Genomic DNA, 12,707 nt, shown 5'->3' with positions numbered 1-12,707 from the left:
CAAGGCGCTTGGCTGGGCAGGTGTTGGATGAGCACAGGTCGGATCAGGCCAGATCAGCGGGCCGGGGCGCGCCCTCGCGCATCAGCGCCTCGATCTCGTCGGCCTTCACCGGCACACCGCGCGTGAGCAGCTCGCAGCCTTCGTCGGTGATCAGCGCGTCGTCTTCGATGCGGATGCCGATGTTGTGGAAGGCTTCGGGAACGCCGTCGGCCGGGCGCACATAGATGCCCGGCTCGATCGTGGTCAGCATGCCGGGGCGCAGGATGCGGCTGGGGCGGTTGAGGATCAGCTCGCCCGAGAGCGGATCGCGCCGCTCACTGGTGTGGCCGAGCTCGCTGGGCTCGATGTAGCTGCCGCAGTCATGCACGTCCATGCCCATCCAGTGGCCGGTGCGGTGCATGTAGAACTGGAAGTAGCTGCGGTTGTCGATGACATCCTGCACGCTGCCGACCTTGTTCTTGTCGAGCAGGCCCAGATCGAGCATGCCCTGGGCCAGCACGGCGACGGTGGCGTCATGCATGTCGTTGAAGCGCTTGCCGGGCCGGGCCAGCGCAATGGCGGCATCCTGGCTGGCGAGCACCAGGTCGTACAGATCGCGCTGCGGACCGGTGAACTGGCCGTTGGCCGGGAAGGTGCGGGTGATGTCGCTGGCATAGCCATCGAGCTCGCAACCGGCATCGATCAGCACCAGCTCGCCGCTGCGGATGGGCGCGGCATCGGCGCGGTAGTGCAGCACACAGGCATTGGCGCCGGCGGCCACGATCGAGCCATAGGCCGGGCACTGCGAGCCGTATTCGCGGAAGGCCTGCAGCAGCTCGGCATCGAGGTGGTATTCGCGCACGTCCTGCCCGGCGCGAACCATGCGCGCTGAGCGCTGCATCGCCAGGATATGGGCGCGGGCGCTGATGTCTCCTGCGCGGCGCAGAATCGGCACCTCGTGCGCATCCTTGAACAAACGCATCTCATCGAGCACGGTGCACAGGTCGCGCTGCTGCTCGGGCACCAGCGCGCCATAGCGGGTGCGGGCGCGCACGCCGTTGAGCCATTGGGCCACCGTGCTCTCGAGCCCCTGGTGGATCGCAAACGGGTACCAGACCACGCTGCGGTTTTCCAGCATCTTGGGCATGCGGGCCGCCTGCTCGGCCACCGAATAGGCCTCGCTCACGCCCAGCGCCGCGACTGCGGCCTCGGGCCCCAGCCGGTAGCCGTCCCAGATCTCGCGCGCCAGGTCCTTGGGTGCGCAAAACAAGGTGGTCTTGCCATCAGCGGTGATCACCAGGCTGGCGTTGGGCTCGCTGAAACCGGTCAGGTAGTAGAAATAGCTGTCGTGGCGGTACAGAAAGTCACTGTCGCGGTTGCGCGCGCGCTCGGGCGCGGTGGGGATGATGGCGATCCCGCCCTCGCCCAGCTGGCGCGCGACCTGGGCGCGGCGCTCGGCATAGACGGACTGTGCGGGAATGGCTGGGGTGGGGGCGGGTGCTTGCATGCTGCTATCGTACTGCAGAGCTTTGCCTGTGGTGGTGATTGCAACAGCATGACAAGCCCTTGACGCTCTTTTTATGATTTCAGCGACTTGGCACATAATGCCGCATGCCCCACCGCTGGAAACCCAACGTCACCGTGGCCGCCGTCATTGAGCGCGATGGCCGATTTTTGCTGGTAGAGGAAGACACCTCGGACGGCATCCGCCTGAACAACCCGGCGGGCCATCTGGACCCTGGCGAATCCCCCATCCAGGCCTGTGTGCGCGAAGTGCTCGAAGAGACGGCCTTTGACTTCAAGCCCTCGGCCCTGCTGGGCATCTACATGAACCGCTTTGTGCGCAGCAAAAGCGGCGCGGACACCACCTATATGCGTTTTGCCTTTACCGGCACCGTCGGCGCGTTCTACGAAAACCAGCCGCTCGACGAAGGCATACGCCGCACCGTCTGGATGACCGCCGAAGAAATGCGCGCCGAGGCCCACCAGATGCGCAGCCCGCTGGTGCTGCAGTCGCTGGACGACTACCTGGCCGGCCAGCGCTTTGCGCTGAACCTGATCTACACCGATGTTTCCGTGCTGGTGCAGCCAGACGGTGTGAGACCGCTCGAATAGGCGCGCATCCACGACAAGCCCATGGCTCACCACCATGGGCTTTGTTTTTGGGCGGCGCGCAGTCTCCCTGGGCACCGCTTGGCGCTAACGCGATTGCGCGCAGCGGGCAAGCATGGCAATGTGCATCCACACCATAACGAGGAGACACACCATGCCACACCGCGACGCCTGTCGTTTTGCCAACCGTCTGGCCTTGCCGCTGGCCGCTGCGCTGCTTGCAGCCGGCTGCAGCTCGCTGGGCACGCCGCCCACCCGCCAGCACAGCGCCAGGATTGCCGGGCTGGAAAAGCCCGCCGAGGTGCTGGTCGACCAGTGGGGCGTGCCGCATATCTACGCGGGCACCACCTATGACGCCTTTGTGGTGCAAGGCTATATGGCCGCACGCGACCGGCTCTGGCAGATGGACCTGTGGCGCAAGCGCGGCCTGGGCCAGATGGCCCAGGACTTTGGCCCGGCCTGGGTCGAGAGCGACAAGGCGGCGCGCGCGGTGCTGTTTCGTGGCGACATGTACCGCGAATGGCTGGCTTATGGCTCGGACTCCAAGCGCGTGGCCGAGGCCTTTGTGGCCGGGGTGAATGCCTTTGTCGCCCAGACGAAGGCCGACCCCGGCCTGCTGCCCGAAGAGTTCAAGCTGCTGGGCTACCAGCCCGCGCAGTGGGCCGCAGAAGACACGGTGCGCATCCGCCACCATGGCCTGACCCTGAACTTTACTGGCGAGGTGGACCGCGCCCAGGCCTTTTGCGAAGGCAAGCACAACGGCGCCCGCGTGGACTGGCTGCGCCGCGAGCTGGTGCCCGATGTGAAGCCGCAGGTCCCGCCAGGGCTGGAGGTCTGTGGCCTACCTGGCAAGGAGCTCAAGCGCGCCTATGCGCTGGCCACCGCCAGCCCACGCTTTACCAAGGAGAACGTCAAGGTGTCGGTGCAGGACATGGCACCCGAGCAGCTGCTGGCGCTGTCCGAATCGACACTGAACCAGCCCGATGCCAACACCTTGGCCAGCTACGGCAGCAACAACTGGACGATTGCGCCGGGCATGACCACCACCGGCCGGCCGATTCTGGCCAATGACCCGCACCGCGCCCATGGCGCGCCCAGCCTGCGCTATATCTCGCACATCTCGGCCCCTGGCATGGATGTGATCGGCGCCGGTGAGCCGTTTCTGCCCGGCATCTCCATCGGCCACAACGGCCGCATCGCCTTTGGCCTGACGCGCTTTTACATGGACCAGGAAGACCTGTATGTGTACGAAACCAACCCGCAAAACAGCAAGGAGTACAAGTACCAGGGCCGCTGGGAGCCGATGACCCGCGTCACGGAGAGCATTGCCGTCAAGGGCGCGGCCCAGCCGGTCATCGTCGAGAACTGGTACACCCGCCACGGCCCGGTGCTGGCCGCCGAAGGCAACAAGGCCTATGCGCTGCGCGCCGCCTGGCTGGACCTGGGCATGGCGCCCTATTTCGGCTCGATGGACTACATGCGCGCGCAGGACTTTGACCAGTTCCGCGCAGCGATGAACCGCTGGGGTGCACCGGGCGAGAACCAGGTCTATGCCGACAGCAGCGGCAATATCGGCTGGATCCCGGGCGGGCTCACCCCCATTCGCCCCAACTGGGACGGGCTGATGCCGGTGCCCGGCGATGGCCGCTTTGAATGGACCGGCTACCGCAATGGCGACGAGCTGCCCTGGGAGTTCAACCCCCAGCGCGGCTATGTGGTGACCGCCAACGAAAACAATGTGCCACCCACGCACCCGCTCTACCAAAAAGGCATTGGCTACGAATGGTCCGACTCGGCCCGCGCGCAGCGCCTGCATGGCCTGTTTCAAAAGGCTGCCAAGGACGGCAAGAAGCTCAGCGTCGCCGACTCCGAAGCCTGGCAGACCGACATCGTGGCCGTACCGGCCCAGCGCCTGCTCAAGCTGCTGGCACCGCTGCAAAGCAACGATGCCCAGACCGCCCAGGGACTGGCACTGCTGCAGGGCTGGGACGGCACCATGGCCAAGGACAGCGCCGCCGCTGCGCTCTATGAGGTGTGGAGCAATGCCAGCTTGAAAAAAGCGCTGACCGACCAGGTGCTGGCCGCCAACGAGCGCAGCTTTGCCAAGGAGACCAGTGCCACCCGCATGATCGCGGTGCTGGAGCAGCCCCAAGGCTGGATGAGCGAGACCGAGCGCGACCAGGTGCTGCTCTCGTCCATCGCCCCGGCGATGCAATGGCTGCAGGCCAAGCTGGGGGCCGATGCCAAGAGCTGGACCTGGGGCAGCCTGCACCAGGCGATCTTTGTGCACCCGCTCGCCGGTGTGGTGGACAGCGCGACCAAGCAAAAGCTCAATGTCGGCGTGGGCGGCATCGGCGGCTCCTGGGCCACGCCCATGGCCACCAGCTACAACGTGGACACCTACCAGCTGACCTCGGGCGCGTCCTTCCGCATGGTGGTCGATGTGGGCAACTGGGATGCCTCGCGCGTGGTCAACACGCCCGGCCAATCGGGCAACCCGGCCAGCCCCCACTACCGCGACCTGGCCAACACCTGGGCGGCAGGCCAGTACTTTCCGCTGACCTACTCGCGCAGCGCGGTGGAGAAAGCCACCCGCGAGCGCATTGCGCTGACGCCTCAATAAGCCCGGCGGGCAGCGCCTGCTGGGGACCTTGGGCGCTTATCGGCGCTGTTGGTCGCCGTTGGGCGACAAAACGCCACATAGCCCTAGCGAAGCAGGCGCCTGCCGCCAGGCGGATAATTGCGCCCATGGTTAAACAGCGCATCGTAGTGGGGCTGAGTGGCGGCGTGGATTCGGCCGTCACCGCGTATTTGCTCAAAAAACAGGGGCACGAGGTCGTCGGCATCTTCATGAAGAACTGGGAAGATGACGACGACAGCGAGTATTGCTCGTCGAACATCGACTTTGTCGATGCCGCAGCCGTGGCCGACGTGGTGGGCATCGAGATCGAACACGTCAACTTTGCCGCCGACTACAAGGACCGGGTGTTTGCCGAGTTTCTGCGCGAATACCAGGCCGGCCGCACGCCCAACCCCGATGTGCTGTGCAATGCCGAGATCAAGTTCAAGGCCTTTTTGGACCATGCCATGCGCCTGGGTGCCGAAAAGATCGCCACCGGCCACTACGCCCGCGTGCGCCAGAACCCCGATACCCAGCTCTTTGAGCTGCTCAAGGGCCTGGACCCGGCCAAGGACCAGAGCTATTTTCTGCACCGTCTGAACCAGGCGCAGCTGTCCAAGGCGCTGTTCCCGGTCGGTGAGCTGAAAAAGACCGAGGTGCGCCGCATTGCCGAAGAGATCGGCCTGCCCAATGCCAAGAAAAAGGACTCGACCGGTATCTGCTTTATCGGCGAGCGCCCTTTCCGCGATTTTCTCAACCGCTACATCAGCAAGGAACCGGGCCTGATCCTGGACGACCGCAACCGCAAGCTGGGCAAGCATGTGGGCCTGTCGTTCTACACCTTGGGCCAGCGCTCGGGCCTGGGCATTGGCGGCGTGAAGGAAAAAGGCGCAGCGCGTGGCGCGGGCGAGCATGCGCCCTGGTTTGTGGCGCGCAAGGAGCTGGACAAGAACATCCTGCGCGTGGTGCAAGGCCATGACCACCCCTGGCTGCTGTCGCAGGCGCTGGACGCCGACAACACGAGCTGGGTGGCCGGCCACCCGCCCGCTGCTGGCACCTATGGCTCCAAAACCCGTTACCGCCAGCCCGACTCGCCCGCGATCATCGGCGCCGATGCGACGCCCGCGCATTTCCACCTGGATTTTCCCGAGGCGCAATGGGCGGTGACGCCAGGCCAATCGGCCGTGCTGTATGACGGCGAGGTCTGCCTGGGCGGCGGCATCATCGCCAGCGTGGCGCCCTCGGCGGCCGCTTAAATAGTCAAGCAGGTGCGCCAGGCGCCTGCGCTGCCCCCGGCAACTCATCGCGCAAGATCCAGGCCGCCTCCTGCGTGCAGGCATGCGCGGGGTAGCGGATCTTCATGCGCATGAACACGCGCACCGCCTGGTCCGGCTTGTTGGCGCCTTGCTTGAGCACGCGCACCGTCAGCTCCAGCGCCTGGGGCACCAGATCGCTGCCGGCATAGGCTTTCTCAAAACCATGGAGCAGGGCCAGCGTATGGGGCAGCTGCATGCGCTTCCAGGCCGTCTGCGCCAGCGCCAGCGTGTGGCGGGCCTCCTTCAGCCGAAAGCCCTTGTCGCGCTTGTAGCAACTGCCCCAGACCTCCAGCGCATCGCTGCTGCGCTGCTTTTGCAGCAGCAGTGCGATATAGCTTTGCGCATGGCGCGCCAGCTCACCCGCCTTGTCGCTGAGCTTGAGCACGCGGTGGTAGCGGCGCTGGTCGGCCAGGCTATCGGGCTCGCTGCGCTGCCACTCGCGCGCTTCGGCCAGGGCGGCGTTCATGTCGCCGTTCTGCACCAGCTGGGCCACCTGGGCATCGCGGCGTTGGGCCAGCGCGGTCTGCGGGTCAACCACGGGCGCGCCCGCTTCGGCCTGCGGCGCCTTGTCCGGCGTGATGCCCAGCGCCGCATGGTTCTGGTACATCACATAGCCGATCATCGCGGCGATCACGCCGTTGAAATAGATCACGACAAAGGCCAGCAAAGGCGCGAGCAGCGCCTGGGGCATCACCGTGACCAGGAGCGCAAAGGCCATCGGCACGCCCTGCATCAGCAAAAACAGAAACAGGCACAGCAGGCCATAGGGCAGACCGATGGCACCCATGGTGCCCAGCAGCATGAAGGGGTTGATGGCAGCGCGCAGGCTGCCGCTGGTGATCAGCACCATCAAGGTGGCGGGGATCAGAAAGGACGAGAGCAGATCGCCCAGCGCCGCCAGTCCCGGGCTGACCCGGGCGAGCATGCCGATCAGAAAGCCATGCACCAGCAGCACGCCAAAGAACTTCCAGGGCAGCACCTTGAGGTCGGCATCGCAAGGGTAGTCATCGTAGTCATTGCTGTCGAGCACGCCGTGCGAGGCATAGGCCGCTATCTTGAACGCATGCCGGCTGATCGCCAGCAGCAGGCCCACCGCAACGACCAGACCGATCAATAGGCCCCACATCAGCATATAGGCGCACAGCGACAGCACCAGCGCATACAGCAGCGGCTTGCGCTGCAGCGGAAACAGGAAAAAGCTGTTGAGCTTGCGCCAGAAAGGCTCGATCACCCATTGGGCTCTGTCAACGTCGTCTTGCTGTGGTGAACGCAGTGGGCCCATGGCCAGCCTTTCTGTCTGCCGCCCTCACTGGCGCAGCTTGGCAGCGATCATAAGGCATGGCTTCACGAAAACTTTACATGGAGCTGACGCGCCAGGGTGTTGGCCACTGCCGCCCAGGCACTCGACCCGCGTTCAGGTGCTGGCCTGGCTCAGCCAGCGCGTGACCGGCTCTTGCGGTGCGGCGCGCTGCAGCGCCGGCAGCCAGCGCCGGGCGTCATCCAGCCGGCCGGCCTTGGCCAGACCATTGGCCACCAGCGCCAAGGTGGCAGGCCAGTGCGGGTGGTCGGCAGCGCTTTCCAGCTGCTGGCAGATTTTTTGGGCGTCGTCCCATGCACCCAGCCGCACAAAGCTGCGCGCCAGTGCGTGCAGGCTGTTGTCGCTGATGCGCGGGGCGGGCCGGGCGCAGTCCATATAGGTTTGCCAGCTGTGGTGCTGCAGTTGGCGCAGCGCTTCTGTGTTGGCCGGCAGCTTGAAGATGGCGCGAGCGGCGCGGTGGAAATCCTCACTCGCCGGCGCATGGCGGGCACTCTCGAACCAGGCGCGCAAGATGGCGGCATCGGTCGGTGCCAGCTTGGCGGCCTGGCGCCAAGCGGGTGCGGCCAGCTCAAAGGCCAGCGCATCGGTGTGCTTTTGCGCGCGCTGCACGGCGGCGGCCAGCGCGGCGCTCTGGGCCTGGGCCTGCTGCTTGTCTCGGGCCGCCACCTCCACCACCGACTCCTTGCGCCGCAGCTGCAGGTACAGGGCCATCAGCAGGCCGCCGGCCAGCAAGCCGCCAAAGTGCGCCATATAGGCCACGCCCTGCTGCCCTAAAAAGTGCTGTGCCAGTTCAAAACCCATCCACACCGGCAGCACCACCAGCGCAGGCCAGGTGGCATAGTTGAAGTAGAAGGCCAGCATGTAGAAAAAGCGGATGCGCCGCATGCGGTAGAGCACCACATACATGGCCATCAGCCCGGCAATCGCGCCCGACGCGCCCAGCCCATAGCTGCCCGAGCCCGCATAGAACAGGCCCGCAAACAGCGAGGCGCTGACACCGGCGACGAGATAAAAGCACAGGTAGAGCCCGGCGCCCAGCGCCATCTCCAGCGTGAACCCGAAGAGAAACAGGAACACCATATTGCCCAGCAGGTGACCGGTGCTGCCGTGCAAGAAAGTGGAGGTCAGCGCCTGCAGCGGCTGCAGCCCGGCGCCGGCCTCATAGCTCATCGCCCAGCGCGACGTAAAAGGCTTGGGCTCCAGCGGCGCAAAGCGGGCGCGGGCGGCCTGCCAGTCGGCATACAGCGGATCGGCCGCCGTGATCACCTCACCGGCCAGCAGCTGGCGGCGAAAACGCCCCTCCTGCTGCATCAGCATATAGATTTGGCCGTAGTCCTGGTTTTTTTGCAGGCCCTGCACCATGCGCACCATCTGGGGCTGGATGCGGCTGTCCGGCTTGCGGCTTTGTGCGTCGAGGTACTTCACAAAGGCCGGCACCTCGATCGCCGGTAGTGCCGTATGCGCATAGGTTTTGGATGCGCGCTCTGCCGCCCGCTCCTCACCCCCTTGCCAGACCCAGAACACCAGGCAGTTGATCGCGATCAACAGCACCGTCATCCACGGCGGTGACTGCCAGGAGGGCTTGTTTTCCAGAGGGATGGCGATAAACATGGCGACTATTGTGCAGTCGCCATGCCTGCGCGGTGTTGGATTTTTGCCTTAGCCAGCAGGGGCGCAGATGCGGTGCAGCGCCGGTTGGGCAATACGCACATAGTCCTGCGCGTTGAGCACCATCGAGCGGTCCAGCCGCCCGGCATTGAAGGCAATCTCGGCATGGCGCTCCACCAGGTCCGGGTCCACCACCAAGGCCACCTGCGGGCCCGGGCTGAAGGGTGGAATGGCGCCAATCACGCAACCGGTCCGCTCCGTCGCCTCTTCCGCGCTGGCCATCGTCATCTTGGGCAGGCCGAGCGCGGTAGCCAGCAGGCGAAAGTCCAGCTTCTGATCACCCGGCAGCACGGCCAGCACCCAGTGCCCGGCATTGCGGGTCTTGCACAGCATGGCCTTGGCACCCTGGCCCGGCGTCGTGCCCCGGATGCGCGCCACCTCGTCGGATTTACCCTCGGCCGGGTGCTCCAGCACCCGAAAGCGGGCACCCTCGCCGTCCAGCAGCTGCTGCAGATGGTCAAACACGCTCATGGCTGCACTCCGGGCGCGACCACCGCGCCTGGCACCTGGTGCTGCGCCAGCGCCTGGGCCACAAAACCGCTGGCCTTGGCGTCTTCCACAAAGGCGGCCAGCCACTGGATAGCGGCCTCGCCCCGGCTCTTGGGCAGGCCCATGGCCTGCTGGATCAGCATGAAATGCCCGGGCAGCAGGCGCAGACCGGCATGGCTGGCCACCGCCGCCTCCAGCTGCACCTTGACGCCTGCGGCCACGTCTCCCTGGGGTTGCAGATAGACATCGACGACCGCCGGCGAGGTGGGCGCCCGAAGGATGCGCGCGTGTTTCAGCGCCCGGCTCAGGTAGAGGTCATAGGCGCTGCCCTGGCCCACCACCACTTCGTGCTCGGCCACATCCACCTGCGCGTTGTCGCTCAGCGCCGAATCGCTGCGCACCATGTAGGCGCCTTCGATCAGCACATAGGGGGCGGAAAAACCGATGCCCGCGCCCCGCACCGGGTCCACGGCGAAAAAGCCGACATCGGCCTGGCCCTGGGTGACAGCATCGACCGAATGGGCGGCCGCCTCAAACAGCTGCAGGTCCAGCGGCAGACCCAGTTGGGCCGCCATGCGCGCTGCCAGATCGACGGAGACGCCTGCGGCCGAGCCATCGGCCCTTTTGTGCGCCAGCACCGGGTTGCCGACATTGATGGCGGCACGCAGGCGGCCGCTGGGCGCGATGAGGGATGCGATCTTGGTGCTATCCAAGGTATTGGCAGTATCGGTGCTCGGAGTCATGGCCGCTTTCATGCAAGGTGGTACAAAGGGCATGCCGTCAGCTGCGCCCTTATCCAGGGCGGCACGGGAACCATCACAGGTCTGCCGGGCCGGCATTGTGCGCGGCGCGTTCTGCGCCCATGCCGCATTCTCTACCGGCGGCAAAGCCGCAGTGGGCACTGGCCTTTTGCGCCAAAACCGCTGGCCCCGCCGATCCTGCAGCGCACCCGGCACGCATGCCGCGGGTCATGCCGGCTGCTGGATTTACGCTTTGAATCATTTGGCAACTTGGCAACCTACCTTCTAGTAGGTATAGTCAAAACCCATCACCCAATCCAGAACCATTGACGATGTCTACCCGCGAAAAAATCATCCTTCTCAGCAACCACTTGATCCAGCAGCGTGGCTTCCAGGGCTTCAGCTATGCCGATCTGGAGGCGGGTATTGGCATTCGCAAAGCCAGTATTCACCATCATTTCCCTAGCAAAACAGACCTGGGCATTGCCTACTGTGACTACAAACGGGCCGATTTCAAAGCCCTGGAGGCAGCGCTGCAAAAGCTGCCCGCCGGTGTGCCGCAACTCCAGGCCTATCTGAATGCCTTTGCAGATTGCGCGGCGCAGGGGCAAATGTGCGGTGTCTACGCGATGCTGTCGGACAGCCACCTGTTTTCGCCCGCACTGCAAACGGCGGTCTACCAGCTGGCACAGACCGAGCAACAGCTGCTGCAAGACATTCTGGTCGCGGGCCAGCACCAGGCAGCCCTGCATTTTGCACAGCCCCCGGCAGAGCTGGCCATGGTGGTGAGCTCTGCGATCAAGGGCGCGCTACTGCTCAACCGCATCCCGCCCCATGGGGCCTATGACCGTGCCGCCAAAGCCATTGTCGACTGGCTGAGCACCGCCCCATGACATCCGCATCCCAGCCACTTTTTTAACCAGGAGACCCCCATGAAAAATACCATCCATCGCTTTATTCACTCCGATGCCGATATCGCTGTGCTGCGCGTCTCGGTGATCTTTATTTTTGCGCTGTTCGGCACCTTCAAATGGTTTGATTTTGAGGTCGCCGAGTTGGAGCCCCTGATCTCGAGCACCTGGCTCAGCTTTCTCTACACGCTCTTCGGTGTGCACGGGGGCAGCTACTTTCTGGGCGTGGTGGAGACCTTGGCGTTTCTGGCACTGGTGGTCGGCTTCAAAAAACCTGCTTTGGGTGTCGTAGGCGCCCTGATCGTCATCGTCACCGGCATCACCACCTTGAGCCTGCTGCCCCAGCTGTCCACGCTGGACGGTTTCATCGTCAAGGACGTGCTGCTGATTGGCGCCGGCGTTGTGCTGCTCAAGTTCGATCTGCGGCGCCAGCTGAACACGCCAGAAGCGAGCGCAACCGGTAGCGCTGCACCTTTGGCAACGGGCCGCTGAGAACCTGTTCAATGTCTCCTCGCGCCGCGACAGTGTCTTTGCGGGATGGGACGCGAGGGGGGCGCCCAGCCGCGCAACACCGCAGCAATAGCCCATCTATTGCGAGGATTTGCAACGACGCAGACCGCCCCTGCCCGGGCGGCCCTCGCCGGGCGCCCCTTCCCGGGCAGCGCAAAGCCACTGTCCCTACGGGTTGGAGTGAAATCGGGCGATTTCTGCGCGCTGGCCCTGGCTTGCACCCCGGTGCAAGCTGCGTTCCATCCCTTCGAACTCATCCCGATTGCACTCCAACGCGGCTGCGTAGAGACTTTGAACAGGTTCTAGGAACCGGTTCAAAGGCGGTGCGCCGCCAGCCGTGCCAGCCTTGCGCGGCCATTAAAAAAAGCCCCTGGCTCTCGGGAGCCAGGGGCTTTCGCAATACAAAAAATGCGTTGATGGCGAATTAGAACGGAATATCGTCGTCCATATCGTCAAAGCCCGAGGCGGCGCGTGGGGCTGGCGCAGGCATAGGTGCCGGTGCTGGACGGGGAGGCGGCGCCTGGCGGGGCGCAGCGGCCGGAGCCATTGCCGGTGCCGGTGCACGGCGCTGGTAGTTGCCAGCGGGGGCGCCGCCGCCACCGCCCTGGTCGCCGTAGCCGCTGTCGCCATAGTCATCGCCACCGCCTTGGCCGCCTGGGCTGCCCTGGCCTTGGCGGCTGCCCAGCATCTGCATCGAGTCAGCGCGGATTTCCGTCGCATAGCGCTCCTGGCCGGTGGCTTGGTCGGTCCACTTGCGGGTGCGCAGGCTGCCTTCCACATAGACTTGGCTGCCCTTGCGCAGGTACTGGCCGACGATTTCAGCCAGACGGCCATTGAACACCACACGGTGCCACTCGGTGGCTTCCTTGTTCTCACCGCTGTTCTTGTCGCGCCAGCGGTCGGTGGTGGCGATAGTGACGTTGGCCACCTGGTCGCCTGAGGGGAAGGTGCGGATTTCAGGGTCGCGGCCGAGGTTGCCGACGATGATGACTTTGTTGACGGATGCCATGGTAGAGGTAGTTCCTTTGAAAAATGGGCGCCTAC

General features: G+C 65.0%; 11 protein-coding genes. 5 read left to right on the top strand and 6 right to left on the bottom strand.

The genetic code is table 11. The features are described from left to right. Positions 1-43: 43 nt before the first annotated feature. Positions 44-1,486 (bottom strand): aminopeptidase P N-terminal domain-containing protein, encoded by a 1,443-nt coding sequence (locus DCO45_RS12245; RefSeq protein ID WP_116926104.1) that lies wholly within the window; start codon positions 1,484-1,486, stop codon positions 44-46. A 104-nt stretch (positions 1,487-1,590) separates the two neighbouring features. Here DCO45_RS12245 and DCO45_RS12240 point away from each other — a divergent pair, with 104 nt between their 5' ends. The 3 genes from DCO45_RS12240 to mnmA all read left to right on the top strand — a co-directional run bounded on the left by DCO45_RS12240 (position 1,591) and on the right by mnmA (position 5,967). Further along, complete coding sequence (locus DCO45_RS12240) at positions 1,591-2,094, top strand: NUDIX hydrolase (RefSeq protein ID WP_116926103.1); 504 nt, start codon at positions 1,591-1,593, stop codon at positions 2,092-2,094. A 151-nt stretch (positions 2,095-2,245) separates the two neighbouring features. Continuing rightward, on the top strand, positions 2,246-4,714 hold the full coding sequence (locus tag DCO45_RS12235) for a penicillin acylase family protein (RefSeq protein WP_116926102.1): 2,469 nt from the start codon (positions 2,246-2,248) through the stop codon (positions 4,712-4,714). A 125-nt stretch (positions 4,715-4,839) separates the two neighbouring features. Next, positions 4,840-5,967 (top strand): tRNA 2-thiouridine(34) synthase MnmA, encoded by a 1,128-nt coding sequence (gene mnmA, locus DCO45_RS12230; protein WP_021027022.1) that lies wholly within the window; start codon positions 4,840-4,842, stop codon positions 5,965-5,967. Between the two features lie 4 nt (positions 5,968-5,971). On the opposite strand, the gene DCO45_RS12225 is transcribed toward mnmA, so the two are convergent. The 4 genes from DCO45_RS12225 to DCO45_RS12210 all read right to left on the bottom strand — a co-directional run bounded on the left by DCO45_RS12225 (position 5,972) and on the right by DCO45_RS12210 (position 10,245). Beyond that, positions 5,972-7,258, bottom strand: coding sequence for a hypothetical protein (locus tag DCO45_RS12225; protein WP_243419332.1), 1,287 nt, complete (start codon positions 7,256-7,258; stop codon positions 5,972-5,974). A 183-nt stretch (positions 7,259-7,441) separates the two neighbouring features. Beyond that, positions 7,442-8,956, bottom strand: a complete 1,515-nt coding sequence (locus DCO45_RS12220; protein ID WP_116926100.1) for a rhomboid family intramembrane serine protease — start codon at positions 8,954-8,956, stop codon at positions 7,442-7,444. A 48-nt stretch (positions 8,957-9,004) separates the two neighbouring features. Continuing rightward, on the bottom strand, positions 9,005-9,484 hold the full coding sequence (locus tag DCO45_RS12215; protein ID WP_182344692.1) for a YbaK/prolyl-tRNA synthetase associated domain-containing protein: 480 nt from the start codon (positions 9,482-9,484) through the stop codon (positions 9,005-9,007). Beyond that, complete coding sequence (locus DCO45_RS12210) at positions 9,481-10,245, bottom strand: transporter substrate-binding domain-containing protein (RefSeq protein WP_116926204.1); 765 nt, start codon at positions 10,243-10,245, stop codon at positions 9,481-9,483. The genes DCO45_RS12215 and DCO45_RS12210 overlap by 4 nt, the downstream gene beginning before the upstream one ends. Before the next feature lie 329 nt (positions 10,246-10,574). Between DCO45_RS12210 and DCO45_RS12205 the strand changes: the two genes are divergently transcribed. Further along, positions 10,575-11,135: a TetR/AcrR family transcriptional regulator gene (locus DCO45_RS12205; RefSeq protein ID WP_116926099.1), complete on the top strand. Its 561-nt coding sequence runs from the start codon at positions 10,575-10,577 to the stop codon at positions 11,133-11,135. A 39-nt stretch (positions 11,136-11,174) separates the two neighbouring features. Further along, positions 11,175-11,645, top strand: coding sequence for a DUF417 family protein (locus DCO45_RS12200; RefSeq protein ID WP_116926098.1), 471 nt, complete (start codon positions 11,175-11,177; stop codon positions 11,643-11,645). A 442-nt stretch (positions 11,646-12,087) separates the two neighbouring features. Here DCO45_RS12200 and ssb read toward each other — a convergent pair whose 3' ends face one another. Beyond that, on the bottom strand, positions 12,088-12,672 hold the full coding sequence (ssb, locus tag DCO45_RS12195; RefSeq protein ID WP_116926097.1) for a single-stranded DNA-binding protein: 585 nt from the start codon (positions 12,670-12,672) through the stop codon (positions 12,088-12,090). Positions 12,673-12,707: the final 35 nt, after the last annotated feature.

The sequence above is a fragment of the Comamonas sp. JNW genome, from assembly GCF_003105075.1.
GTDB classification, from domain to species: domain Bacteria; phylum Pseudomonadota; class Gammaproteobacteria; order Burkholderiales; family Burkholderiaceae_C; genus Comamonas; species Comamonas squillarum.
This window is presented reverse-complemented; position numbering and strand designations above follow the sequence as displayed.

Excerpts from the sequence above, each read along its gene's own strand:
- DCO45_RS12245 (WP_116926104.1), bottom strand. The coding sequence starts at position 1,486 with ATGCAAGCACCCGCCCCCACCCCAGCCATTCCCGCACAGTCCGTCTAT.
- DCO45_RS12240 (WP_116926103.1), top strand. The coding sequence starts at position 1,591 with ATGCCCCACCGCTGGAAACCCAACGTCACCGTGGCCGCCGTCATTGAG.
- DCO45_RS12235 (WP_116926102.1), top strand. The coding sequence starts at position 2,246 with ATGCCACACCGCGACGCCTGTCGTTTTGCCAACCGTCTGGCCTTGCCG.
- mnmA (WP_021027022.1), top strand. The coding sequence starts at position 4,840 with ATGGTTAAACAGCGCATCGTAGTGGGGCTGAGTGGCGGCGTGGATTCG.
- DCO45_RS12220 (WP_116926100.1), bottom strand. The coding sequence starts at position 8,956 with ATGTTTATCGCCATCCCTCTGGAAAACAAGCCCTCCTGGCAGTCACCG.
- DCO45_RS12215 (WP_182344692.1), bottom strand. The coding sequence starts at position 9,484 with ATGAGCGTGTTTGACCATCTGCAGCAGCTGCTGGACGGCGAGGGTGCC.
- DCO45_RS12210 (WP_116926204.1), bottom strand. The coding sequence starts at position 10,245 with ATGACTCCGAGCACCGATACTGCCAATACCTTGGATAGCACCAAGATC.
- DCO45_RS12205 (WP_116926099.1), top strand. The coding sequence starts at position 10,575 with ATGTCTACCCGCGAAAAAATCATCCTTCTCAGCAACCACTTGATCCAG.
- DCO45_RS12200 (WP_116926098.1), top strand. The coding sequence starts at position 11,175 with ATGAAAAATACCATCCATCGCTTTATTCACTCCGATGCCGATATCGCT.
- ssb (WP_116926097.1), bottom strand. The coding sequence starts at position 12,672 with ATGGCATCCGTCAACAAAGTCATCATCGTCGGCAACCTCGGCCGCGAC.